The sequence below is a fragment of the Allocellulophaga tsushimaensis genome (assembly GCF_055383085.1).
The window spans coordinates 476,103-502,644 of record NZ_AP039451.1; the positions used below are offsets into that span (position 1 = coordinate 476,103).

At 32.0% G+C, this 26,542-nt stretch carries 22 protein-coding genes; 19 read left to right on the top strand and 3 right to left on the bottom strand.

Annotation, left to right across the window (positions count from 1 at the left end; genetic code table 11):
* Positions 1-57 precede the first annotated feature (57 nt).
* The gene (locus ACZ451_RS02150; RefSeq protein WP_464215439.1) at positions 58-774 is read right to left on the bottom strand and encodes a DUF547 domain-containing protein; all 717 of its coding nucleotides are present in this window, start codon (positions 772-774) and stop codon (positions 58-60) included.
* A 291-nt stretch (positions 775-1,065) separates the two neighbouring features.
* Between ACZ451_RS02150 and ACZ451_RS02155 the strand changes: the two genes are divergently transcribed.
* The 6 genes from ACZ451_RS02155 (at position 1,066) to ACZ451_RS02180 (ending at position 8,314) form a co-directional block, all read left to right on the top strand.
* A complete protein-coding gene (locus ACZ451_RS02155; protein ID WP_464215440.1) occupies positions 1,066-2,415 on the top strand; it encodes an NAD(P)/FAD-dependent oxidoreductase in 1,350 nt (449 codons plus the stop codon).
* Between the two features lie 73 nt (positions 2,416-2,488).
* Entirely contained in the window at positions 2,489-4,078 is a 1,590-nt protein-coding gene (locus ACZ451_RS02160) for a 4Fe-4S binding protein (RefSeq protein WP_464215441.1), read from the top strand.
* A 103-nt stretch (positions 4,079-4,181) separates the two neighbouring features.
* Entirely contained in the window at positions 4,182-4,598 is a 417-nt protein-coding gene (locus ACZ451_RS02165; protein WP_464215442.1) for a toxin-antitoxin system YwqK family antitoxin, read from the top strand.
* Complete coding sequence (locus ACZ451_RS02170; protein WP_464215443.1) at positions 4,598-5,287, top strand: glycosyltransferase family 2 protein; 690 nt, start codon at positions 4,598-4,600, stop codon at positions 5,285-5,287. The genes ACZ451_RS02165 and ACZ451_RS02170 overlap by 1 nt, the downstream gene beginning before the upstream one ends.
* Position 5,288: 1 nt before the next feature.
* Entirely contained in the window at positions 5,289-6,773 is a 1,485-nt protein-coding gene (locus ACZ451_RS02175; protein ID WP_464215444.1) for a cellulose synthase family protein, read from the top strand.
* A 182-nt stretch (positions 6,774-6,955) separates the two neighbouring features.
* Entirely contained in the window at positions 6,956-8,314 is a 1,359-nt protein-coding gene (locus tag ACZ451_RS02180) for a mannosyltransferase (RefSeq protein ID WP_464215445.1), read from the top strand.
* Between the two features lie 4 nt (positions 8,315-8,318).
* Here the strand turns inward: ACZ451_RS02180 and ACZ451_RS02185 are convergent, their stop codons facing one another.
* Positions 8,319-9,851, bottom strand: a complete 1,533-nt coding sequence (locus tag ACZ451_RS02185; protein WP_464215446.1) for a PorP/SprF family type IX secretion system membrane protein — start codon at positions 9,849-9,851, stop codon at positions 8,319-8,321.
* 6 nt (positions 9,852-9,857) lie between these two features.
* The gene (locus ACZ451_RS02190; protein WP_464215447.1) at positions 9,858-12,116 is read right to left on the bottom strand and encodes a T9SS type B sorting domain-containing protein; all 2,259 of its coding nucleotides are present in this window, start codon (positions 12,114-12,116) and stop codon (positions 9,858-9,860) included.
* 560 nt (positions 12,117-12,676) lie between these two features.
* On the opposite strand from ACZ451_RS02190, the gene ACZ451_RS02195 reads away from it, so the two are divergent.
* From ACZ451_RS02195 to ACZ451_RS02255, 13 genes are all read left to right on the top strand, one after another.
* On the top strand, positions 12,677-13,312 hold the full coding sequence (locus ACZ451_RS02195; RefSeq protein WP_464215448.1) for a GNAT family N-acetyltransferase: 636 nt from the start codon (positions 12,677-12,679) through the stop codon (positions 13,310-13,312).
* 55 nt (positions 13,313-13,367) lie between these two features.
* Entirely contained in the window at positions 13,368-14,549 is a 1,182-nt protein-coding gene (argG, locus tag ACZ451_RS02200) for an argininosuccinate synthase (protein WP_464215449.1), read from the top strand.
* Between the two features lie 150 nt (positions 14,550-14,699).
* Positions 14,700-15,674, top strand: a complete 975-nt coding sequence (argC, locus tag ACZ451_RS02205) for an N-acetyl-gamma-glutamyl-phosphate reductase (protein WP_464215450.1) — start codon at positions 14,700-14,702, stop codon at positions 15,672-15,674.
* Between the two features lie 79 nt (positions 15,675-15,753).
* Complete coding sequence (locus tag ACZ451_RS02210; protein WP_464215451.1) at positions 15,754-16,218, top strand: hypothetical protein; 465 nt, start codon at positions 15,754-15,756, stop codon at positions 16,216-16,218.
* A gap of 78 nt (positions 16,219-16,296) precedes the next feature.
* On the top strand, positions 16,297-17,091 hold the full coding sequence (gene proC, locus ACZ451_RS02215) for a pyrroline-5-carboxylate reductase (protein WP_464215452.1): 795 nt from the start codon (positions 16,297-16,299) through the stop codon (positions 17,089-17,091).
* Positions 17,092-17,172: 81 nt separating this feature from the next.
* The gene (locus tag ACZ451_RS02220; protein WP_464215453.1) at positions 17,173-18,297 is read left to right on the top strand and encodes an aspartate aminotransferase family protein; all 1,125 of its coding nucleotides are present in this window, start codon (positions 17,173-17,175) and stop codon (positions 18,295-18,297) included.
* Positions 18,297-19,493 (top strand): glutamate-5-semialdehyde dehydrogenase, encoded by a 1,197-nt coding sequence (locus ACZ451_RS02225; RefSeq protein WP_464215454.1) that lies wholly within the window; start codon positions 18,297-18,299, stop codon positions 19,491-19,493. Before ACZ451_RS02220 ends, ACZ451_RS02225 begins: the two co-directional genes overlap by 1 nt.
* A gap of 218 nt (positions 19,494-19,711) precedes the next feature.
* Positions 19,712-20,473 (top strand): glutamate 5-kinase, encoded by a 762-nt coding sequence (gene proB, locus ACZ451_RS02230; protein ID WP_464215455.1) that lies wholly within the window; start codon positions 19,712-19,714, stop codon positions 20,471-20,473.
* A gap of 3 nt (positions 20,474-20,476) precedes the next feature.
* The gene (locus tag ACZ451_RS02235) at positions 20,477-21,439 is read left to right on the top strand and encodes a Rossmann-fold NAD(P)-binding domain-containing protein (RefSeq protein WP_464215456.1); all 963 of its coding nucleotides are present in this window, start codon (positions 20,477-20,479) and stop codon (positions 21,437-21,439) included.
* A 78-nt stretch (positions 21,440-21,517) separates the two neighbouring features.
* Positions 21,518-22,297 (top strand): acetylglutamate kinase, encoded by a 780-nt coding sequence (argB, locus tag ACZ451_RS02240; protein ID WP_464215457.1) that lies wholly within the window; start codon positions 21,518-21,520, stop codon positions 22,295-22,297.
* A 1-nt stretch (position 22,298) separates the two neighbouring features.
* Entirely contained in the window at positions 22,299-23,363 is a 1,065-nt protein-coding gene (locus ACZ451_RS02245; protein WP_464215458.1) for a M20 family metallo-hydrolase, read from the top strand.
* Positions 23,364-23,607: 244 nt separating this feature from the next.
* Complete coding sequence (gene argH / locus ACZ451_RS02250; RefSeq protein ID WP_464215459.1) at positions 23,608-24,888, top strand: argininosuccinate lyase; 1,281 nt, start codon at positions 23,608-23,610, stop codon at positions 24,886-24,888.
* 182 nt (positions 24,889-25,070) lie between these two features.
* Positions 25,071-26,531 carry a DKNYY domain-containing protein gene (locus ACZ451_RS02255; RefSeq protein WP_464215460.1) on the top strand — a complete coding sequence of 487 codons (1,461 nt, stop codon included), beginning with the start codon at positions 25,071-25,073 and terminating at the stop codon, positions 26,529-26,531.
* Positions 26,532-26,542 lie beyond the last annotated feature (11 nt).

Below are 26,542 nucleotides of genomic sequence, written 5' to 3' on the forward strand. Positions count from 1 at the left end.
GTTGCTGTTTTGTTTTTACCCGTTATATAAATTACGAGATTTTGTTTGTTTTTATTTTTATTTTAAATCGTTCAATGTCCAGTCGTATGCATAAAAAGAAACTTTCGCTTTTTCAGATAACTTTTCAGTTCTATAATGATTTATAAAATCGACATAGCTTTTCCCGCCTTGTTTAAAATCTTGAGGATACCATTCAAAAATCTGAGAAATTTTAACCTTATTTTTATTTACCTGAATAAATTTTTGGTTATTTAATGCTATTTCAGTTTGTTTTTGTAATTGTACATCTAAAGTTGCTGGCTTATATGCCGCACTTATAATAGGAGGACAACCTAAACCACCACACACTAATACAAAATGAAAACGAGCTTCTTTAGGGAAATTTGCTCTTAATAATTTATTCTCTATATCATTCAATGTAATATTCTTACCACCTAATGCATATTTTGTTTTAGTAAAAAACCCAGTAGTTGTAGGTACTGTTTTTAAAGGATACTTATTTACAACGCCTTTTATCACTGCTAAGTTGTAACTATTAATCCAAAAAGACTGATATGTGGCAGCATCAGATTTTGCAACAGTAATTTTAGAGGCCATTGCCAATAATGCATCTAAATCTGTTGGATTATTTTTAATGTTTTTATAAGCAACTCTACCATTTTTTACATTAGTTTTAAAAAAAGCATCTGCCTTAGAAAAGTACTCTGAGGCACTTTGCCCGTAACTTATTGCTATGGTTAAGAAAAAAATTGCGATTAAGGTATATTTTTTCATTTTGTATTGTTTTTTCTTGTTGTTCTATTTTAATTTTAAGTTCTCACTTTACGCTTACTTCAGTCGAGCATATTTAACATATCTTACAAATACAATTATACTTATGTTTAAATATTGTAGAACTTAACAATTTATAACTCAATTGTAAGAAATAGACTAGATATTAGTCTCAAAGTATTACAGATTCAATGAAAAAGGGATCTTCAACAGTTTTTTTAATGAAAATAGCACTTAAAAAAGTTAAGTTCTTATCTTTAGTCCCGACATAAAAGTTAAACAAAACAACACCAAATGGAAAACATAGTCATCATAGGCAATGGAATTGCTGGAATTACCGCAGCAAGACATATCAGAAAAAATTCGGATAAAAAAATAACTGTTGTTTCCGCAGAAACAGATTATTTTTTTTCACGTACTGCTCTAATGTATATCTATATGGGGCATATGAAGTTTGAACATACACAACCCTATGAGAAATGGTTTTGGAAAAAAAACAGAATAGAATTAGTAAAAGGCTATGTAAATACTATTGATCATCAAAATAAAAAATTAATTCTAACAGATGCTCCAGAAATTTCTTATGACAAATTAATTATTGCTACTGGTTCTAAGCCAAATAAATTTGGATGGCCTGGACAAGATTTAGATGGCGTTAGAGGAATGTATTCCAAACAAGATTTAGATGCTATAACAGCTTTTGCTCCAGATCATAAAACCTGTAAAAGAGCTGTCATCGTTGGTGGAGGTTTAATAGGTATAGAATTAGCAGAAATGCTTAGGACTCGTGATATTCCAGTTACCTTTCTTGTACGTGAAGATAGTTTTTGGAATGGAGTATTGCCAAGTGGGGAATCGCAACTTATTAACGAACATATTTTAGAACATCATATTGATTTACAATTAAAAACCAATTTAGTAGAAATCATTTCAGATGAAAATGGTAAAGCCAAAGCAGTAACTACAGATAAAGGTGAAACTATTGAATGTGATTTTGTAGGTCTTACAGCTGGAGTTTCACCAAATGTAGATTTCTTAAAAGATAGTGGAATAGAAATTGGTAGAGGCGTAAAAGTAAACCGATTTTTAGAAACCAATATACCGGACATTTATGCTATTGGAGATTGTGCTGAACAACATGAACCAATAGGGAATAGAAGACCTATAGAAGCCGTTTGGTATACCGGGAGAATGATGGGAGAAACTGTAGCACAAACCATATGCGGTAATAAAATAGAGTACAAACCAGGGCATTGGTTTAATTCAGCAAAGTTTTTAGATATTGAGTACCAAACCTATGGTTGGGTATTTGCTGGAGGACCTGCGCGAAAAGAATATGAACAGCATTTTCATTGGAGGCATGCTACTGAAAATATATGTGTAACAATAGCATTCCATAACGAAACAAAACAATTTTTAGGGATCAATACTTTTGGAATACGCATGCGTCATGAAATTTTTGACCGTTGGTTAACCGAAGAAAGAACTGTTGACCATGTTATGGAATACCTAAAAGATGCCAATTTTGATCCTGAATTTTATACACAATATGAAGCTGATATTATAGCAAAATATAATTCTGAATTTGGAACCAGCATCACAGCAAAGAAAAAAAGTTGGAAACGGATTTTTGCGAAAGCATAATGCCTAATACAGTAAGAATAAATAATATATAGACTTGATTACCATCAAGAAAAAAATAGAAACAAAACAACTAATGAAAACAATACAAAATATAGGATTAGTAATTTTCTTAATAGGATTTGGAGTTTTTGCTTCTCTCCCTTTTTTAGGAAACTTTAAACTAGAACAGAATACTTTTGATACAATGATTGCTAATCAGGGAATAAAAAGTGAAATTTTTATTGAAGATCTTAAGGCAAAAATTGTCGGTAAGGAATTCTCTGGTTATCAATCTTTAGAACCTTTAGTTGAACAGTCTAAAAATAAGGCAAATGAAATTCATAGTAAAAATAAAGAATGGGGCAAAAAAATCTATTCAAGCGCTGGTGATTTAGCAACATCAATCCGTAAAGTTTCAGGAATAGGTTTTATTCCTGAAAACAAAGGTTTAATGTGGTTTATAACTTTTGGATTGGGTATTATTGGAGCTTTACTATTCATTATTCCACAAGTGGTTCTTTTAGGAAAGAAAGGGATTAAAAACGATAATATTTATCACCATAGTGCCACAAATAAAGGGTGGATAGCATGGCTGGTTTTTATATTTTTAGTAAGTTTCTATTTAATCCTCTATTTTAAATCAGAATATGCAGTTAACTGGACCTATTTGGCCGATCCAATAAGTGAAAGTTTAAGTGGAAACCCTGCTGGACACTGGTTTGTATATGGCCTAATGTATTGTATTGTAATGACAGTTATGGCAATACGTATGTACATTAAATACCGTCATAACATGTACCAAATTGTCCGTACCACATCAGTTTTATTTTTCCAGATTGTATTTGCATTTCTAATACCAGAAATAATGGTAAGATTGCAATTATCATATAAAAAAGGATATGATTTTAAAAATGCTTTTCCATTAGATTATGATTTCTTCTTTAACTGGAATTTAAAAGAATTACTTGACAGTGGTGGCCTTGGTCTTTTTATTTTAGTATGGGGTATTGTACTTACTTTGGTTATAGTACCTGTAATGGTATATTTCTTCGGAAAAAGATGGTATTGTTCTTGGGTTTGTGGTTGTGGTGGTCTTGCAGAAACCTTAGGAGACCCCTACAGACAACATTCCAGTAAATCCTTATTTTCTTGGAAAGTAGAACGTTGGTTAATACATGGTGTATTACTTTTTGCCTTGGTGATGACTGGTTTTACACTTTATGGTTTTTTTACAGAAACAGGTACCGTTCTTGGTATTAAAGTACAAAGTATCATGAACACTTATAGTTTTCTTATTGGTTCTATTTTTGCTGGTGTTATAGGAACTGGTTTCTACCCTATTTTTGGAAATAGAGTATGGTGTAGATTTGGATGCCCTTTAGCAGCATATCTAGGTTTTGTACAACGTTTTAAATCTCGCTTTAGAATTACGACTAATGGAGGGCAATGTATTTCTTGTGGTAATTGTTCTACCTATTGCGAGCAAGGTATAGACGTTAGAGCCTATGCCCAAAAAGGAGAAAATATAGTACGCTCTAGCTGTGTAGGTTGTGGTGTTTGTTCGGCTGTATGCCCAAGAGGTGTATTAAAATTAGAAAATGGTCCAGAAGTTGGTAGAATTAATCCAACACAAGTACTACTGGGTAATGATGTAGATTTAATGGATTTAGTAAATAAAAAATAATTAATATCGTAATAATTATATAATTTTGGCAACCATGTTCGCAAAGTTTTTTATCATATTATCATTTGTTTTTACATTCACAGATACTGTGGATACCGCTAACATGTATCAAAAAGAATATTACGAAACAGGTAATATAAAAGCTGAAGGCTGGATTAAAAAAGGTGTCAAATCTGGGTATTGGAAATTTTATCATGCAAACGGTAAGATAGCAGAGCAAGGTCATTATGAAAATAATGTACGAGCGAAATACTGGTATTTTCATAGTGAAAACGGAAAAATAAACAAAGAAGGGCATTATAAAAATGGAAAAATGTCTAACTGGTGGATTTACTATGATAGCAATGGTGCTATAAACCATAAATGTCAGCTTTCAAATGGCGTTAAAAACGGCTATTGTCTCATGTATAAAGACAAAAAACTAAACTCGGCTGAAAAATATAAAAATGGCAAAAAAATAAAAGAATGGTTTAGTTTTAAAAGTTTCAGAAAAGAAAATAATTTATCTGATTTAAAATAATGATAGACATTAATGTTATCATTCCTGCCTTTAATGAAGCAGATTCAATAGCCCATGTAATCAACGAAATCCCTAATAGTGTTTCAGAAATTATTGTAGTAAATAATAATTCTTCGGACAATACTGTAATCAACGCTGAAAATGCTGGCGCCACCGTACTCACCGAAAATAAAAAAGGTTATGGTTATGCATGTCTAGCAGGCATGGATTATGTTTCAAAAAAAGCAAAAAAACCAGATATTATTGTATTCATTGATGGTGACTATTCTGACTATCCAGAAGAATTGACAAAAATTGTTGCCCCAATTATCAATGATAATTTAGACTTTGTAATTGGTGCTAGAACAAAAGAATTACGAGAAGAAGGTAGCATGACACCTCAGCAAGTATTTGGAAATTGGCTAGCTACTTTTTTAATGAAATTGTTATTTAAAGCCAGTTTTACTGACTTAGGACCATTTAGAGCTATAAAATATGATAAACTGTTAGCTTTAGAAATGGAAGACAAAACCTATGGCTGGACAGTGGAGATGCAATTAAAAACACTAAAAAATAAATTTACATACACCGAAGTGCCAGTACATTACAAAAAAAGAATTGGCATTTCTAAAGTCTCTGGTACCGTAAAAGGTAGTATATTTGCTGGCATAAAAATCTTAGGCTGGATTTTTAAATATAGTTTTAAATGACATGGAATTAACAATTGCTTACATCATTATTATTATATACAGTGTATCATTACTACTCATATTCTGTTATAGCTTAGCACAATTAAACCTTTTAATAAATTATTTAGGGTATAAGAAGCGAAACCAAAGTGCGCTTAAATACAATTTACTAGACCCAAAAGAAATTCCATATGTAACCATACAGCTTCCTGTTTACAATGAAGAATATGTAATGGAACGGCTTTTAGAGAATATTGCTAAAATAGAATATCCACTAAGCAAATTAGAAATTCAGGTTTTAGATGATTCTACAGATGACTCTGTTATAGACACTGCCAAACACATTAAAATTTTACAAGAGCAAGGTATAGATATCCAACATATTAGAAGAGAAAACCGTGAAGGTTTTAAAGCTGGTGCTTTAAAAGAAGGTCTAAAAATTGCAAAAGGAGAGTTTATTGCCATTTTTGATGCTGATTTTTTACCAGATGCTGATTGGTTAAAAAAAACTGTCATTTATTTTAAGGATGAAGAAATTGGTGTTGTACAAACCAGATGGGGCCATATTAACAGAGATTATTCTACCTTAACTAAAATACAAGCTTTTGCTTTAGATGCCCATTTTACATTGGAACAAGTGGGAAGAAACTCTAAAGGACATTTTATCAATTTTAATGGTACAGCTGGTATTTGGAGAAAAGAGTGCATTATAGACGCTGGCAATTGGGAAGGAGATACTCTTACTGAAGATTTAGATTTGAGCTACCGTGCACAATTAAAAAATTGGAAATTTAAGTATTTAGAAAATGTGGAAACTCCTGCGGAACTTCCTGTTGTTATTAGTGCAGCGCGCTCACAACAATTTAGATGGAATAAGGGTGGGGCTGAAAACTTTAGAAAAACTGTTTTAAGTGTAGTTTCTGCCAAAAACATATCATTTAAAACAAAATTCCATGGAGTAATGCATTTACTTAATAGCTCTATGTTTTTATGTGTTTTTATAGTTGCCATACTTAGTATCCCTATGTTACATATTAAAAATGATTACGGACACTTAGCTTGGGTTTTTGAGGCAACTAGTTTCTTTATTGCAAGTACCATAATACTATTTGTTTGTTATTGGTTTACCTATAAAAGTATGAAAGGTAGTGGCATTAATAATTTTGTGGATTATATTAAAATATTTTTTACATTTTTCTCTATAGCTTTAGGTTTCTCGCTACATAACTCCATTGCTGTACTAGAAGGCCATATGGGTAAAAGAAGTGAATTTGTACGTACCCCAAAATTTAATTTAAGTAATATAAAAGATAGCTGGAAAGGCAATAAATACTTAGCCAAAAAACTATCTCCAAATATGATTATTGAGTTTACTTTAATGTTATATTTCTTATACGGAATGTATTCTGCAATACCACTAAATGATTATGGATTGTTCCCTTTTCATTGTATGCTATTCTTAGGCTTTGGTTATGTATTTTTTAAATCGCTTACTGCTAGAGCATAATATGTGATTAATTTCAACCTTGTTTTGCGCATTACTTCCATAATCTCCTATAATTCCAATAACTATACTTAATCAATATAAATACTTATCTATTGCTTTTTAATACATGAAGACTACTTTCTAATTAGTGAAAGCAAAAAAATAGGTGGAATCCATTATATTTGAAAAAAACATAATGTAAAATGCTTAATCGATTAATAGTATATGGGAAGCTTCATAAAGTTGCAGCCGCATTGGTACTTATAAGCATTATATTTTATTACGTATTTGCTTACTCTTTAATACGCACTAATTTTACACAACTACTTTGCCTTTTTACTATCCTATTTATACTTTGTTATAAAATAATTCAACTAGAAAAATGGAATTTTAAATTTTTAATAATTTCTGGTATTCTATTTAGACTTCTGTTTTTACTAGCTACACCTAATTTATCTCAAGATTTTTATCGTTTTATATGGGATGGAGAACTTGTTAGTAAATTTATAAATCCCTATTTACAAGTTCCTGATACACTTATAATACAAAAAGACTTAGCAATAGCAAATGCACAAGAACTCTATGATGGTATGGGTAGTTTAAGCGCTAGACATTTTAGCAACTACCCACCAGTAAATCAGATTATTTTTGCTATTGCAGCGTTATTTGGTGGCAAAAGTATTTTTGGATCCGTATTAGTTATGAGGATCTCTATTATTTTAGCTGATATTGGAATTGTCTATTTTGGCAAAAAACTACTCCAAAAATTAAATAAATCTCCACATCTTATTTTTTGGTACTTTTTAAACCCTTTGGTAATCATAGAGCTTACAGGGAATCTTCATTTTGAAGGCGTAATGCTTTTCTTTTTTATATGGGCTTTATATTTATTAGCAATTAAAAACTGGAAATTAGCAGGTATCATATACACTTTTTCTATCGCGGTAAAGCTTGTTCCTCTAATTTTTTTGCCTTTATTTTTAAAACATTTTAGTTTAAAAAAAAGTATTCTCTTTTATAGCATTATCGGGATTACTTCTATGGTATTAATAGCACCATTTTTCTCTCTAGATTTTATTGCTAATTATTCTAAAACAGTTGGACTTTGGTTTTCTAATTTTGAATTTAATGCTGGGTTTTATAATGGCATTAAACATATAGCCGTACTATTTGATGCAAAACCGTGGGAACTTATTAAAACTTATGGGAAGATAACTCCAGTTATTACCATACTAACTGTATTCCTTTTTACTTTTTTAAGAAAAAATCAAGATTTAAAAACACTATTTACCTCTATGCTGTGGATCTTAACCATCTATTATTTTTTATCCGCTACTGTACACCCTTGGTATATTATATTCCTAATTGTGTTAGCAATTTTTTCTGATTATAAATTTCCTATTATCTGGTCTGCTACAGTTATACTTAGCTATTGGGCATATGCAAATTTAAAATATGAGGAACACTTAGGAATATTAGCTTTAGAATATATTCTTGTATATGGATATCTTATTTATGAATTAATCACATTTAAAAATATGAAACAAAAACCGTCTGTTTAAATTTTTATTTTTTTAAATGCAAATCATTTTTCTTGTAGATTTTCATAATCCATAATTCCCCTTTATATAGATTGTTTACAATAACATCTTGATATGATTTTATGACACCTCCCAAGGTAAAGCTTCTTTTTACGTAAACATAATTTAAGCCATTACTTGGATTGTTAAAATAACTAGCCTTTAAACCTTTATTTTCTAAGTTTTTAGTAAAATTAACTGCATTATTCTCGCTACTAAATACATTAGCTATAATATAATAGTTATAACTCTCAGGGCTATTGCGATCTTCGCTTAAATTATATTTAACAATTTCTGGTTGTTCAATACCAAAATCATCATTTTTTAAAGACTCACTATTAACAGAAACATAATTATCTTTTGTAATAATTTCTTTTATATCGTTAAAGTCAATTCTATCAGTATCTGCCCCATCTTTATTTTTACCTTTCTGGTAATTTACTATTTCTTGAAACTTTTTATTCTGTTCTGTAAGTTCCAGTTTTAATCTATTAATCTCCTCATCTTTTACTGCTAGCAAAGCCTCTCTTTCTATAGCTGCCAATTCATCTTTCTGATCATAGAATACTCTGTCTTCAGTTAATGTTGGAGTAAACGAATAAGCAAACGAAATTTCGTGTGTTACACCAAATTGCGCAAAAGTACTTGAGAAAGCTTTTTCCAGTGTATACCCTATCGCTATTCTTTTCTTTAAATTAAAACCAACTCCTACTGCTGCGCCATAAAAGCTGTCGTACCCTACTTGCGCCCATCCTAGTTTTGGAAGATCTAAAATTGCACTACCCCCAAGAATAATATCATTATCAGCCACAGCAAATCGATCTCCACCTTTACGAACACGTAATAATGGCATTAATCTACCAGCTTCTAGTATTCCATCTCTATTATTTAATTGATGTGTATATTGAAGATGTGCGGAATATGTTTTATCTGCAAACGCTGAGTTAGAGGCATTTGTTTGTAAATTATAATCAAATAAATTTTCAGCATATATCCCAAAATCAAAGTTGTTATATGATAAATTAAATCCAGGTTGTACTGTAAAAAAGTTAGCATCTGGGAAACTGCTAATAGCATTATCGTTTAACTGCGCTGGCGTTAATCTATTTCGTTCTAAACCACTTTTGTAATACGATACATTTAAACCAAATGTAAAATTGCTTTTATCATTTAATTTTATGCCATAAGCATAATTTGCTTGTATTCCATAATTTGCAAATGCAGCTACTTGCTGAGAATACAAACTTATCCCTAATCCTGTTCTATCGTTAATTCTACCACTGTAACTTAGGAAATAGGTTTGATTGTTATTTTCAAAATTTGAAGATTGATTTCTATGAAATAGGTTCACATAAGATTTGTCTTCCCTTACTGTTGAAAATGTAGGGTTGATCAAAAATCTATTGAATTTCAATAAATTTTGAGATGGGACATCATTTGGAATATATTGTGTTTCTTCTTGTGCAATACCACCTGTGTAGCAAAGAATACAAATAAATAAATAGCTTATCTTTTTCATCTATATCTAGCGTATAACGGTTATTGTACCTTGTTTTTCAACATCTCCATTTTTTAGTATTTTATAATAGAATACTAAATTCTTAGTACTAAAAGATGTTGATGATTCTGGCCAATTATTCCTATAATTAGTAAGGTTTAAGACCTCTGCCCCTACACTATTATAAATAATAATCTGTGTTTCTGAATTAAGATAGCTTGAAGGTAATAGCCAAGCGTCATTAACACCATCTCCATTTGGACTGATAATATTGGGGACACTAGATCCACCAACTGCTCTGTTAATTAGGTTGATATTCTTTACAATCTCGCAATTACCAATTGTAGCTACAAGCCTATAATCTCCTTCTTCAGTAAACAATACAGTTTCTGTATCACTTAATAATACGTTGTTTACATCAAACCAAGCATAAGTATCACCTCCACTTGCTGTAATTTCCTTAGTTTCTCCCTCATCAATAAAGATATTTTCTTCATTAATACTTAAACTTATTAAAGACTCATCAACGGAACTGATTACAATTTCATTAGAGCTTATAGGACAACCTCTCAATAACATTAATTGATATGTTCCTGGCTCAGTAACTGTTAATGTACTATCAGTACTATTTATAGCTTCTCCATCTTTTGACCATCCAAAAACTCCAGTGCTTATATCTAATGACGCACTTAAAATAATTTCATCAGAAGCAGAACAAATTATATTTTCAGTACTTGTAATAGTTAACACTTCATTTGATAATAATTCTACCTCAATAGTGTTTGATACAGCACTAAAGGTTTCAAAAGTTCCCTCTAATTGATATAATCCATTTTCAGCACTACTCGCCAAACTTATATTCTTTGAAGTAGCTCCATTTAGTATTGCATCATTACCCCTCCATTGATATATAAATTCATTTTGCAATTCTTCGGTAACATCTATTCTTATTCCATTACCATTTGCATATATAGACCTCAACTCTAAAATTATTGATGTATTTTGGCAACTGATATATGTTGTAGAGTAATCTACAACAAACTCAAAAGAATTTGGGTTTACAATTGTAGTAGTATCAGATCTTAATGTATTTACACAACCTTGTGTTTGTGTAATTTCCACAAAATATTCTCCGTTTTCAGAAACAGTGTAAACATCACTTGTCGCGCCAACTATTTGCATATTATTTCTATACCATTGATACTGTGGTTGTACAGCCGTAGTTGTTACACTAAGTTGTTGCATTTGGTTTGGAAGTAATATTAATTCTGAAGAATTTATATTTGTGATTTCAAACGCTCCAATATTAGATATTGTTAATGGTGGGGTTGTTTCGGCACATACGCCAGGCCCATCAATAGTTACTATATATTCTCCTGAAAATTCGTTTGTATTGGTTGTTATTGTATAACTACTAGCCCCTAATGTTCTTGACTGGATTTCTACACCATCTTTATACCATGTATAAAAAATATTTGGATCATTAATGGAAGCTTCTAAGGGAGGTATAACATCTCCCATACAATAATCTATCGTTGCCAAAGGGTTTATAATTACACCTGTGTTCATACCGTTAGTAACGGTAATCATATTAGAAAAAGTACCAGCAGATGCAGAACATATTTCTCCGTAATTAATAAACACATCATAAGTTCCAACTTCTGAAACTTCTAATGAATGACTTGTTTCAGATAAAATAACATTATCTCTTTTCCAGATATAACTATAATTTTCCGGGTTAGGAACATTGTCTACTTGTAATGTAGCAGACATTCCATCACAAATAACTACAGTACCACTTCCTATATTTCCACTTCCATTTTCCGTAATCTGAATAGCATCATTAAAGCCCAAATAATACATATTAAAACCTTCAGTCTCAGGACTGTAAAGTTCTGGACTTGTGCTTTTAATTCGTATCTTGTAGGATGACCCTGCTAAATTTACAGGAATAGAAAAACTGATATCAAAATCCATTTCTAGATTTTTATCAGTGATTACAGCTAATTCTATTGGGTTTGTAAAAGCTCCTGTAGCATCAGACAATTCTAAGATAAAAGTATTATCTGTATTTATAGTACCGCCATTATTACTCCAAGTAAAATTAACAAAGTATTCGTTAAAACTGGCAGATGCACATATGGCACTCCATGGATTACCTCCGCCTCCAAAGTTAGGATTAGCAATAGGTGTTGGTGTATTTAATCTTTGGGCAACAACATTAAACGTAGATAGCATAAATACTATACTTAAAATTGTAAAACCAAATAATTGTATCTTTTTCATTTGATATAAGGTAGGTTAGTATATTTTGGGACAAACACATAACATATTGTAATGTTCTTACATAAATTCAATTTTTGTTTAGTATGCTAATTTGGCTATTTATAACCTAAAGACCTATTTTTTGTTGTGATATGGCGTTTTCTTGTGGTGAGTAATTTGGTTCATGGAGATTTTTAAACACTTCATCGGAAAATTAAGTGCTTTCCTACAAAGTAAGATTTTACTTTATTATTCTGAAAAACAAATCATAGCTATTTTGAATATATCTTATTTTAAAGTGTTATTTTTTAACAAATTAATAATCAGAGTCCAAAAAATATTATTTTAACTAAAAATTAATCTAAATAAGATGTAAAATCGATTTAATTTGTACATTTGACCCGTAATGAGCAATAAAACACATATACTTCTACAAAACAGAACTTTTTTACCTGTTTGCTTATATACGCCTACTCGCCGCCGCCCGTAAGGGTGCACGATATTATGGAAATAGGTGAGTCCATTTCCGCAGAACAAAAAACATTTCATATTCATTTTATCCCGATTAAATAGTATTAGCGATGGAAATTATTGTTGCTGATGAATCACATTATAAATACGCGCAAATAATTTGTGACACTATTGCAGAATCTGCAAAAGTGAGAGGTACAGGAATTGCAAAACGTACCCCAGAATATATCCACAAAAAATTGCAAAATGCAAATGCTGTTATCGCTTTAGATGGCGATGTATTTGCTGGGTTCTGCTATATAGAAATATGGGGACATGAGAAGTATGTTGCCAATTCAGGACTTATTGTACATCCCGATTATAGAAATCAAGGATTAGCCAAGAAAATCAAAAGTGCCATTTTTCAACTCTCAAGAGATAAATTTCCAGATGCTAAAATATTTGGAATTACTACTGGTTTAGCTGTAATGAAAATAAATTATGAGCTAGGCTATAAACCTGTTACTTTTTCTGAACTAACTGACGACCCTGAATTCTGGAAAGGTTGCCAAACATGTAAAAATTTTGATATTCTAACCAGAACAGAACGCAAAATGTGTCTTTGTACAGGGATGCTATATGACGTTAGTACCAACACAGAAAAACAATCAAACAAAAATGAAAAAGGGACAAAATTAAATGGAAAAGCCTTTAAAAGATTAAAAAGTATAAAAGAGAATTTATTCCTTAAAAAGAAAACCAAATAAAAAATTTCATAAAAGCAGTTTACCAGCTGCTTTGAAATAAAAAATAATAATTAGAATGAAAAAATTAGTTTTAGCATATAGTGGAGGATTAGACACATCATATTGCGCTAAATATTTATCAAAAGAAAAAGGGTTTGAAGTACATGCAGTAAGTGTAAACACTGGTGGGTTTTCTGATAAAGAAATAGCATCTATAAAAGAAAAAGCATTACAATTAGGTGCCAGTACTTATACTTCAATAGATGCTGTGCAAACTTTCTATAATAAAGTTGTAAAATATTTAATATTTGGTAATGTATTAAAGAATAATACCTACCCCCTTTCTGTGAGTGCAGAACGTATTGTGCAAGCTATAGAAATTGTAAACTATGCAAAAAAAGCAGGTGCTAAATACATTGCGCATGGTAGTACAGGTGCAGGAAACGATCAAGTACGTTTTGATATGATTTTTCAAATTATAGCTCCAGAAATAGAAATTATTACTCCTATTAGAGATCATAAACTAGCCCGTGAAGAAGAGATTGAATATCTAAAAGAAAATGGGGTAGATTATTCTTGGGAAAAAGCTAAATATTCTATTAATCGTGGACTCTGGGGAACTTCTGTAGGTGGAGAAGAAACACTTACTTCTCATAAACCATTGCCCGATAGTGCATACCCTAGTCAGTTACAAGAAACGGAATCACAGCAAATCCAATTAACATTTAATAAAGGAGAATTGGTTGCTATAAACGGTGAAAATGATACTCCAGTAAATAATATTATAAAATTAGATGCACTAGCATCTACTTATGCTATTGGAAGAGATATTCATGTAGGTGATACTATTATTGGCATTAAAGGTAGAGTTGGTTTTGAAGCGCCAGCCTCTCTAATTATTATAAAAGCACATCATTTATTAGAAAAGCATACATTAAGTAAGTGGCAACAATTTCAGAAAGAGCAGCAAGGTAATTTCTATGGAATGTTATTGCATGAAGGAAATTATTTAGATGAAGTGATGCGAAATATTGAAGTATTTTTAAACGATACCCAAAAAAATGTTTCAGGTGATGTTTTTGTAAGCTTACATCCATATCGTTTTGAACTTGATGGAATATCTTCTCCTAACGATTTAATGAATGCTTCGTTTGGTAGCTATGGAGAAATGAATAAAGGATGGACAGCAGATGATGCAAAAGGGTTTATAAAAATTCTGTCTAATGCAGGTAAAATATACAATCACGTTAACGGCTAATTAATGGTTGATGGTTGATGGTAAAAATACTATCCGGTAGGGATTTAAAAAAAGAAATAATATAGAAGAGAAAAGTAGTTAGTATTGAGTACAAAGTTTAAAAAATCAACTTAATACGGTATACTCATTACTTCACATTAAAACAAAAAGATGATTAAAGCAGGTATTATAGGAGGTTCTGGGTATACAGGAGGAGAATTAATCCGAATTTTAGGCAATCACCCTAAAGTGACTATCGATTTTGTATACAGTACCACAAGAGCAGGAAAAAAAGTAACCACTGCACATCCAGATTTATTAGGGGTTTTAGATGTAAATTTTACAGGAGAGGTAAACCTTGAGGTAGACGTTGTTTTTTTATGTTTAGGGCATGGGAATTCTACAAAATTCTTAAACGAACATAACTTTTCTAAGCATACTAAAATTATTGATTTAAGTAACGATTTTAGATTAAATGATGATGCTTCCTTAGGAGATAAAGATTTTGTTTACGGTTTGCCTGAATTAAAAAAAGATGAGATTAAAAAAGCAAAATATCTTGCAAACCCCGGTTGTTTTGCAACAGCTATTCAATTAGCACTATTACCATTAGCAAATGCAAAGCTATTAGACAATACAGTACATGTAAATGCTGTTACTGGAAGTACCGGTGCCGGTATAAAACCATCTGGCACAACACATTTTAGTTGGAGAAACAACAATGCATCTTGGTATAAACCCTTTACACATCAACATTTAGGAGAAATTAATGAAAGTTTAAATTCATTACAAAAAAATACGGGAGCATTACTGTTTTTACCTAATAGAGGAGATTTTACAAGAGGTATTTTTGCAACCTCCTATACCCATTATGAAGGATCATTAGAAGAAGCTCTTAAACTATATAAAGATTTTTATGACGATGCTATGTTTACACATATCTCGGAAGACCCCATACATTTAAAACAAGTGGTAAATACCAATCAGTGTCATATTCATTTACACAAACACCATAATACCATATTAGTTACGTCTGCAATCGACAATCTATTAAAAGGTGCTTCAGGGCAAGCAGTACAGAATATGAATCTCATGTTCGGATTTAAAGAAAATGAAAGTTTACAATTAAAATCGGGCGTATATTAATTTCGGCTACGCTGAGTTACCGCTAACAACTAAGGGGATTGAGCGGAGTCGAAATCGAATAAAATAAATAGTAGTAGTAATGACAATAAATTTAAAACTCTTAATGTTAAGTTTTACTATTTTAATAGTATTGAATTTAGGTTATGAAAATTTTCAAATAGTTGGAAATAACTCTAAGCTTAATCATATAAAAAGTGATGATTCTTTTTTAGGTAAATGGAGATTTCAGCAAGTTAAATGTTTGAACACTGAAAAATATAAAAAAACATTTGACCGAATAATCATTACAAATTCTAAAATTGAATTCTATCTAAATAATTTTAAACATAAAAATTTAGTTAGATCAGAAGAATACAAATTAAACACCTTGGATTTAAAAGGAATATACAATTTTGAAACTATTATAGATTCAATCCGAGAATCGTGGATATATCACTATGATTCGATAGGGATAAAATTAAATATTTCAAAAGTAAAAGAAAACGTAACTAAACTGAGCCTTTTAAATCAACTTAATTACGGCTATTTCGAAAAAATAAAATGAAGATTGAATGGAGTCGAAATCGAATAAAATAAATAGTAGTAAACAATAATAAGTACGCAATACTAATTAACAAAAAATATGAAAGTAGCCATTATAGGAGCAGGAAATTTAGGCTTGGCCATTGCCAAAGGAATATTGAATTCTAATGGAGCCACAACCATGTATCTCACCAAAAGAAATATAGCTCAGATAGAAGATTATAAAAAATACGGAAATGTAACGCTTACTACTGATAATAAAGAGGCCGTAAAAAATTCTGATATTTTAATATTTGCCATACAACCTGGGCATTTTGAAGCTATTTTAAATGATGTAAAACATTTATTTACAGACAAACATGTAATTATTAGTGTTATTACTGGCTTTAGTATTGCAAAGATTGAAACTATTATTGGAGCCAATCATTGCATTATAAGGAGTATGCCTAATACTGCTATATCAGTAGGTAAATCTATGACTTGTATTTGTGGAAATGTTCTAGGTAAAAAAAGTATTGATTTGGCTAAAGCAATTTTTAATCGCATGGGGCATTCTTTAGAAATTCCGGAAGAACAAATGCAGGCAGCAACAGTAATTTGCGCCAGTGGTATTGCCTTTTGGATGCGCTTGATACGTGCAACAACACAAGGAGCCATACAATTGGGATTTGATGCCAAAGAAGCACAAGAATTAGCCATGCATACTTGTAATGGGGCTGCTAGTCTTTTAATTGAATCTGGCAATCACCCTGAAGAAGAAATAGATCGGGTAACAACACCTATGGGTTGTACTATAAAAGGCTTAAATGAAATGGAAATACAAGGACTAAGCTCATCGCTAATACAAGGTATTGTAGCTTCTTTTGATAAGATAACAGAATTTAAAAAGAAATAGCTATTCGCAAAACGCCATCCGTAAGCTGCTTTTTATAAAGTTTAATGCGTTGGGCAAAAGCGAAAAGCGAAAAGCAAAAAAATGGAATTATTTGACGTATATCCCTTATATAATGTAACTCCTGTTTCGGCAAAAGGAATTGTGGTTACAGATGATAAAGGACAAGAATATTTAGATTTTTATGGCGGTCATGCCGTTATATCTATAGGGCATTCGCATCCGCACTATGTAAAAAAACTAAAAGACCAACTAGATAAAATAGGGTTTTACAGCAATGCGGTACAAAACCCTTTACAGGTAGAACTTGCTACTAAATTAGGAAAACTTTCTGGCTGTGAAAATTATAATCTTTTTCTATGTAACTCTGGAGCAGAAGCTAATGAAAATGCCTTAAAAATGGCCTCTTTTGAGACAGGGAAATCTAGAGTAATAGCCTTTAAAAATGGATTTCATGGAAGAACCTCAGCTGCAGTTGCTGCAACAGATAATGAGAAAATAAATGCTCCTATTAACAAGCAACAAGAAGTGACTTTCTTAGCGCTTAATGATAGTACTGCGTTTAAAACTGAAATTGAAAAAGGTGATGTTTGTGCGGTAATTATAGAAGCTATACAAGGGGTTGGAGGTTTAGATGAGCCTACTACAGCATTTTATCAAGTAATTGAAAAATTATGTAAAGAAAATAACGCTATACTGATTGCAGACGAAGTACAGTCTGGCTTTGGAAGAAGTGGTAAATTTTTTGGCTTTCAACACCATGGGATCACACCAGATATTATAAGCATCGCTAAAGGGATGGGCAATGGATTTCCTGTGGGTGGTATTCTAATCCATAAAAACATCAAAGCTTCTTATGGTATGTTAGGTACTACTTTTGGAGGCAATCATTTGGCATGCGTAGCAGTTTTAGCCGTATTAGAAGTATTAGAAAAAGAACAGCTTATTGATAACGCTGCAAAATTGGGTGCTTATTTTAATAAGAAAGCAGCAGAAATTACGTCTATTAAAAGAATTAAAGGAAGAGGTTTAATGTTAGGGGTAGAATTAGATTTTGAAGTAGCTGCACTACGCAAAAAACTAATTCACAATCAGCAAATGTTTACTGGGGGTGCAAAAGATAAACACGTACTCAGGTTTCTTCCCGCTTTAAATATTACAACACAACATATCGATTTATTTTTTGATGCCTTAAAAGCAGAATTATAATGGAATTAGGATTAGACATACAACAACGGAATGCTGTTTTAAAAAGCATGATAAGCCTTATTCAAGAAGAAAAAGATAGTATTCTTGATGCAAATAAAAAGGATGTAGAAAGTTATACTGGAAATGATATTTCTATGTATGACAGATTAAAGGTAGATGATGCTAAAATTGCTGGAATGATTTTATCTTTAGATCAATTGGCAAATGAGCCAGACCCCTTAAATGTAGTACGTTCAGAATTTACACATGGCAATGGAATTAAAGTTAGCAATAAAACTGCTCCATTTGGCACTGTATGTATTATTTATGAATCTAGACCAGACGTGACTATTGAAGCAGCTGGAATAGCATTTAAATCTGGAAATAAAATTCTTTTAAAGGGCGGTAAAGAATCTTTACAAAGTAATCTTGTTTTGGTTGATTTGTGGCATACCGCTTTAGACGAAAATAACTGCTCTAAAGATTGGGTTAGTTATCTACAATTTAATAGAACAGAAACTCAAGCTTTTTTACAAAACCCCACACAAAAAATAGATTTAATAGTTCCTAGAGGAGGCGAAAGACTTATTGCTTTTGTAAAACAACACGCTACATGCCCTGTAATTATAAGTGGTAGAGGTAATAATTTTATTTATGTAGCAGAAAATGCAGATACACAAATGGCCTTAGACATTATTGTAAATGCAAAAACCACAAAAATATCGGCTTGCAATGCACTAGATAAAGTACTCATAGCATCTGACTTACCCAATAAAAGTGCTTTTATGAAACAACTTATATTGGAATTAAAGAAAAGTAATGTTCATATTTTAACAGATCAAAAACTATCTGGCATAGAGGGCACTTCAGTATTAGAAAACGAGGCTATTTGGCATGAAGAGTTTTTAGATTATAAAATAGTCATTGGGCAAATAGAAAACCTAGAAGAAGCTATCATAAAAATAAATACCTATGGTGGAGGACATTCCGCTGCCATTATTACTGAAGATGATACACAAGCTACTCTTTTTATGAACGCTGTAGACTCAGCAGCTGTATATCATAACGCTTCCACTCGTTTTACAGATGGCGGGCAATTTGGACTAGGGGGAGAATTGGCAATAAGCACAGATAAATTGCACCAAAGAGGCCCTATTGGTTTAGAACATTTAGTAACGAACAAGTGGTATGTTAAGGGGACTGGGCAAGTGAGATGATCCCCCTAACCCCAAAAAGGGGGAATTTGATAAACAAATAAGTAAATAACCTTGGGGTAAGTCCGTGAGGTATTAAAAGGAAAAATTCACATTGATTTCGACGCAAGCGTCGGAGCATTTAAATCTCGATTGTCGAGTAAAACAAGGCAGCTAATAGCCAAGAGCTAAAGGCTCAAAGCCAATTAAAAAAATAGATACTGAAACAAGTTCAGCATAAAATGACAAAAAAAAGAATACTATTAAAAATAGGCTCTAATACCTTAACTAAAGAAACCAATCAAATCTCCAGAGGAAAGATTGAAGATATTGGGAGGCAAATTGCTGCTTTAAAAGATGATTATGAGTTTATAATTGTGAGTTCTGGTGCTATTGCAGCTGCTAAACAATTTGTGAAATTAGAGCATAATGGTGAAGAGATTAATGTAAAACAGGCGCTTGCAGCAATAGGTCAGCCACATTTGATGCGTATTTTTCAAGAGAATTTTAGAGAGCTTGGCTTATTTACTTCTCAGTGCCTCTTATCGTATGCAGATTTTGAAAATCCAGATTCTAAACTCAATATAAAAAATACCATAAACATACTTGTCTCTAATAATTTTATTCCCATTATTAATGAGAATGACACTGTTGCTACAGACGAGATACAGTTTGGCGATAATGATAAGTTAGCCGCACTAACAGCAACCTTGCTAGAGGTAGATTTAGTATTAATAGCAACCAATACTGATGGCATCTATACAAAAACATCTATAGCAAAAGAAGCTCCTGAAACCATTAAAGAAGTATCAGATTTAGCAATATTAAGCCATGAAATTAGCGAAGGAAAATCTTCGCATGGAACAGGCGGAATGCAATCTAAAATAGATGCTGCAACCATAACTAAAAATGCAGGTATTGAAACCTGGATTGTGAATGGTTTAAAAGATAATTTTATAAACGATGCCTTAGAAAGCAAAAGTAACTTTACCAAAATAGTTTAAATAATGAAACACTACCTAAGCCTAAAAGATATAGATTCTCTACCCAATTGGGTACAAGAAGCAAAAGTCCTTAAAGCTAACCCTTATAAAGCAAATACACTAGGTAAAAACAAAACCATTTGTTTATTATTCTTTAATAATAGTCTTAGAACACGTTTAAGCACTCAAAAAGCAGCTTTAAACTTAGGAATGGAAGTGATCGTAATGAATTTTGGTGGAGAAGGTTGGGCCTTAGAATACGAAGATGGTACCGTAATGGATCAAGGCAAAGCAGAACATATTAAAGAAGCCGCACAAGTAGTATCTCAATATTGTGATATTGTAGCCATACGTGCTTTTGCTGGTTTAAAGGATAAAGAAAAAGATGAAGCAGAAATTGTTTTAAACGGATTTACAAAATATGCAAATGTACCTGTAGTAAATATGGAAAGTTCTGTTGGGCATCCCTTACAAGCCCTTGCAGATGCGATAACTTTAGATGAGCAAAATACAAAAAAGAAACCTAAAGTAGTACTTTCGTGGGCACCACATCCAAGAGCATTACCCCACGCCGTAGCGAACTCTTTTGTAGAAATGATGCAATTGCAAGAGGCTGAATTTATCATTACGCATCCAAAAGGATATGAACTAAATCCGGAAATCACTAAAAACATCCCTGTAGAATACGATCAAGAAAAAGCATTGGAAAATGCAGATTTTGTGTATGTAAAAAATTGGAGTAGTTATACCGATTATGGAAAAGTGATACCTCAAGATAAAAACTGGATGATTACATCAGAAAAAATAAAAAAAGCAAAATTTATGCACTGCCTACCTGTTCGTAGAAATATGGTAGTAGCAGATAGCGTTTTGGATAGCGAGCAATCTTTAGTCATTGAGCAAGCCAATAACAGAACCTATGCTGCACAGATTGTTTTAAAAAAGATATTAGAGTCCTCTCCTAACCTCTCCAAAGGAGAGCAATAAGTTAAATATGAATTGTATCTTAAATTTAAATAAATAAAAATATTTCCTCCCCTTTGGGGAGGACTCAAGGTGAGGAACATGAAGCAGAATTTATCCATAGTAAAAATTGGTGGCAACGTTATTGAAAACAAAGAAGAGCTGAGCAAGTTTCTAAAACTTTTTGCGAAACTAGATGAACCAAAAATACTAGTACACGGTGGCGGAAAACTAGCTACACAATTGGCTACAAAACTAGGTGTTGTCTCTAAATTAGTAGATGGCAGAAGAATTACTGATGCAAAAACCTTAGAAATTGCCACTATGGTTTATGGCGGACTTACCAATAAAAATATAGTTGCAGCATTACAAGCAAATAAATGCAATGCCATTGGTTTAAGTGGTGCAGATGCTAACCTTATACAAGCGCATAAAAGACCTGTAAAAGAAATTGATTATGGCTATGTAGGCGATGTAGACGGAGTAAACACACAAAAACTTTCTAAACTACTGAAAATTGGTCTAAGCCCAGTATTTTGTGCACTAACGCATGATGGCTTAGGGCAACTTTTAAATACCAATGCCGATACTATAGCCTCAGAAATAGCAACGCATATGAGCAAATTCTACACCACTACATTGTATTATTGTTTTGAAAAAAAGGGGGTTTTACGAGATATAAATGATGAAGATTCTGTGGTTGAACAAATAGATCATAGAGGCTATACCAACTTGCTTAATGAAGGTATTATAGCCGATGGAATGATTCCAAAAATAGACAATTGCTTTTACGCCCTAGAAAGAGGAGTTGACAAAGTATGCATTGGCAATATAGCAATGCTAAAAAAAGAACAAAAAAAATTTACAACCGTTACCTTATAAGATGAACCAAACCACACTTACAGAAAAGGCAATCTCCTTATTAAAAACATTAATATCACTACAATCATTCTCAGGGGAAGAAGATAAAACTGCAGATGCTATTGAAGATTGGTTGAAGCATTTTAACATTCCTTTTGAGCGTATACTGAATAATGTTTTTGCTAAAAATAAATATTGGGATGATGCAAAACCAACTTTACTCTTAAACTCGCACCATGATACTGTAAAACCGAATAAAGCCTATACCAAAGATCCATTTCATCCGCATATAGAAGATGGTAAATTATATGGTTTAGGCAGTAATGATGCCGGTGGTTGTTTGGTGTCTTTACTCGCTACTTTTGTGCATTTTTATGAGGCTAAAAACCTAAATCATAATATTCTAATGGTGGCTTCTATGGAAGAAGAAAATGCTGGTGAGAATAGTTTACGTGGTTTACTTCCAAAACTTCCGCATATAGATGTGGCTATTGTTGGAGAACCTACCTTAATGCAATTGGCAATTGCAGAAAAAGGATTGGTTGTTTTTGATGCTATCGTAAAAGGGACTCCCTCGCATGCTGCGCATCCAAATGATAATAATTCCATTTACAATACGATTAAAGTGTTAGAATGGTTTAAAAATTATTCTTTTGATAAAGGCTCAGAAGCATTAGGTGATGTGAAATTAACAGTAACACAAGTCAATGCAGGAAGCCAACACAATGTAGTACCTTCACAAGTAGAATTGGTTGTAGATGTTCGTGTAAATGATGCCTATTCCAACAAAGAAATCGCAGATTTATTAAAAGCGGAGGCACCCTGCGAAATTATGGAACGAGGCTTAAAACTAAACTCCTCTAAAATTGATAAAAATCATGCTTTAGTACAATCTGGAATTGCTTTAGGTAGAACCACTTACGGATCTCCTACCCTATCTGATCAAGCGGCACTAACTTGTCAATCTTTAAAATTAGGCCCTGGCGATAGTACGCGGTCTCATTCTGCTGATGAATTTATTTATGTAAATGAAATAGAAGAAGGTATCGATTTGTATATTAAAATATTAAAGGGATTTTTGCAATAGAGAATAGAGAATAGAGAATAGAGAATAGAGAATAGAGAATAGAGAATAGAGAATAGAGAATAGAGAATAGAGAATAGAGAATAGAGAATAGAGAATAGAGAATAGAGAATAGAGAATAGAGAATAGAGAATAGAGAAAGTTAAAAATTAACACTTAAAACCAAGTACTTTGTACTATTTACTGAATACTTTTTACTAAAAACTGAAAACTAAGTACTCTGCACTAACTACTTAATACTAAAAAAATGAAACTCTGGGATAAAGGCTTTAGCACCGATAAAAAAATAGACCACTTTACGGTTGGTAACGATAGGGAATTAGATTTGCTTTTAGCAAAGTATGATATTATTGCCTCTAAAGCACATGCAAAAATGCTCGGTAAAATAGGATTGCTAACTGCTGAAGAAACAAGTAATCTAGTACAAGAATTAGATGCTATTGCTATGACTATAGCAAAAGGAACCTTTACGATTGAAGATACTTTTGAAGACATGCATTCTAAAATAGAATACATTTTAACTGAGAAACTTGGTGATACCGGTAAAAAAATACACACTGCACGTTCTAGAAACGATCAAGTTTTGGTAGCTATGCATTTGTATTTAAAAGACGAATTATCAGAAATAAAAACGCAGACAACGGACTTGTTCAATTTGTTGATGACATTAGCCGATCAGCATAAGTCAATTTTAATTCCAGGTTATACTCATTTACAAATAGCAATGCCATCTTCTTTTGGCTTATGGTTTTCTGCCTATGCAGAAAGCTTAATAGATGATTTATACTTTGTTGATGCCGCTTATAAAGTTGTAGATCAGAACCCATTAGGTAGTGCTGCTGGTTATGGCAGTTCTTTCCCAATAGACAGAAGTTTTACCACAAAAGAAATGGGTTTTAAAACCATGAAATATAACGTGGTTGCTGCACAAATGGGGCGTGGTAAAGTAGAAAAAGCAACTGCATTTGGAATTTCTAACATAGCCGCTACGCTTTCTAAAATGGCAATGGATATTTGTTTGTATATGAGTCAGAATTTTAATTTTATTTCTTTTCCTGACGAACTTACCACGGGCAGTAGTATTATGCCTCATAAGAAAAACCCAGATGTGTTTGAGCTTGTTCGTGGAAAATGCAATAAACTACAAGCCGTTCCCAATCAATTAACTCTAGTCATTAACAATTTACCTAGTGGTTACCATAGGGATTTACAATTGGTAAAAGAAATTATTATTCCTGCTATTCAAGATATAAAAGCATGTTTAGAAATTTTAACTTTCAGCCTAAAAGAAATCAAAGTAAATACAAGTATTCTTGAAGATCCTAAATATGACTACCTATTTAGTGTAGATACTTTAAATGAATTGGTACAGAACGGAATGCCTTTTAGAGATGCCTATAAAAAAATGGGGCAAGAAATTAACGAAGGAACTTTTAGCCCAAAAAGAGATATTGAGCATACGCATGAAGGCAGTTTGGGTAATTTATGTTTGGAAGAGATTAAAGCAAAAATGAATGCTATTTCATAAAAAAACAATAAATCCCCTGTAAACTGGGAGAAGTTTAAAATTCTTTTTTCTAATATTTGTATTCAACTCACATTCTATAATAGAATTTTGTAATGAGTTTAAACAGTTGTGTAGTAAATTATTAGGATCTACACAAACAGCTTGTTTTAATAACTTGCAAATAGAAATCTTAAACTAATGCTATGAAAATTCCTGAATTTCCAAATACAATACGACCAAGAATTTTTGAGGATTTTATATATGGTCTTATAGAAGTTACAGAAACACAAGTACTTTACCGCGGAAAACCTATTACAGATAAAAATAAAAAAATAATAGCCTTAGATCCGCCATCTTTTAAAGCAATTGCTTTAGGATATTTTGCCGATAAAAATAGTATTTATGGGCTTACCATAATTGTAAAAAGCAATTCAGAAAATTTTTATTTAACCCCCATTTCAAAGGTTGATGTTGCTAGTTTCGAATCTATTAATTTATACTATGCAAAAGATAAAAACAACACCTATTTTGCAGATAATGGTAAAGTGATGAAAGGAACAGGTTTCCGCCTTTTAAAAAAGTATATTGAAGATGGTACCACTAAAATAGTAGAGCTTAACAAAGATGCTAGGTTTAGAACCGATATTATTTTAAATGAAAATGAGGTCTACTATCGTGGTAAATTATTAAAAGATGCGGACCCAGATACTTTCTGTAAAGTAGGGAGACACTGGTATAAAGATGCTAACGCTGTTTATTTTGTTGATGCATATCACATTACCAAACATCCTGAATTTGATGCTAAAACATTTATCAGTTTTGGATATAATGGTACCGATAAATACACCTCTTCTGCAATTGTTTTTTATAATTCTACTCCAGAGTCATTAGTAGAATATAGACCTTATAAAGACTTTTTTGAGAAGCATATACATTTAAAAGACTACTGGTATTTTGCTGCAAAAGAAAAACGTGCACATCAAAAAAACACAGAACCTATTAGTGTAGGGCAAGGTTTTTATCATATTGACAACGAAATTTTTTATCAAGAACGCAAAAGAGACAAGGAATTGACTAGAATACCTGACAGTACTTTAGCTAATTTTAAATTGCTAAGTCATGGTTATGCTACCAATGGCAAAGACCTTATTTTGTTAAAGGAAGAACAATGGTCTTACTGGAAAAAACTGAGGCAAATAAAAATCAATACCAAAAAACCATTAGAAATCCTTTCTGATGCTTGGGTTTATGATGGCGTTTATTTTTACTACAAAGCATTTAAAAAGTTTAAAGCAGACCCTAAAACTTTTGTAGTACTTAATGATTTCTATGCCTATGATAAAGACGGACTTCTATTTGAAGGGGTTCGAAAAAAAGATATTACACTATCTAAAAACAGTATTGCATTAGGAGGCGTTTATCTGATGATAGACGATATCATATACTATAGGGCAAAAGCCAGAAAAACCACTAAGTTTGACCCTTCTAAAGTTAAATTAATTAGTCCTTTAATTATTATGGGCGCTAATGGCGCAGGATTTGCAAATGGCAAATACCGCAAATATTTTGGAGATTTTGATGCTTTCAAGCAACTAGAAAATGGGAATTGGGGGGATGGAAATCTAGAATGGCATGATGGCCCAAGTGATTTTACACAAGTATAGCTAGACACTTA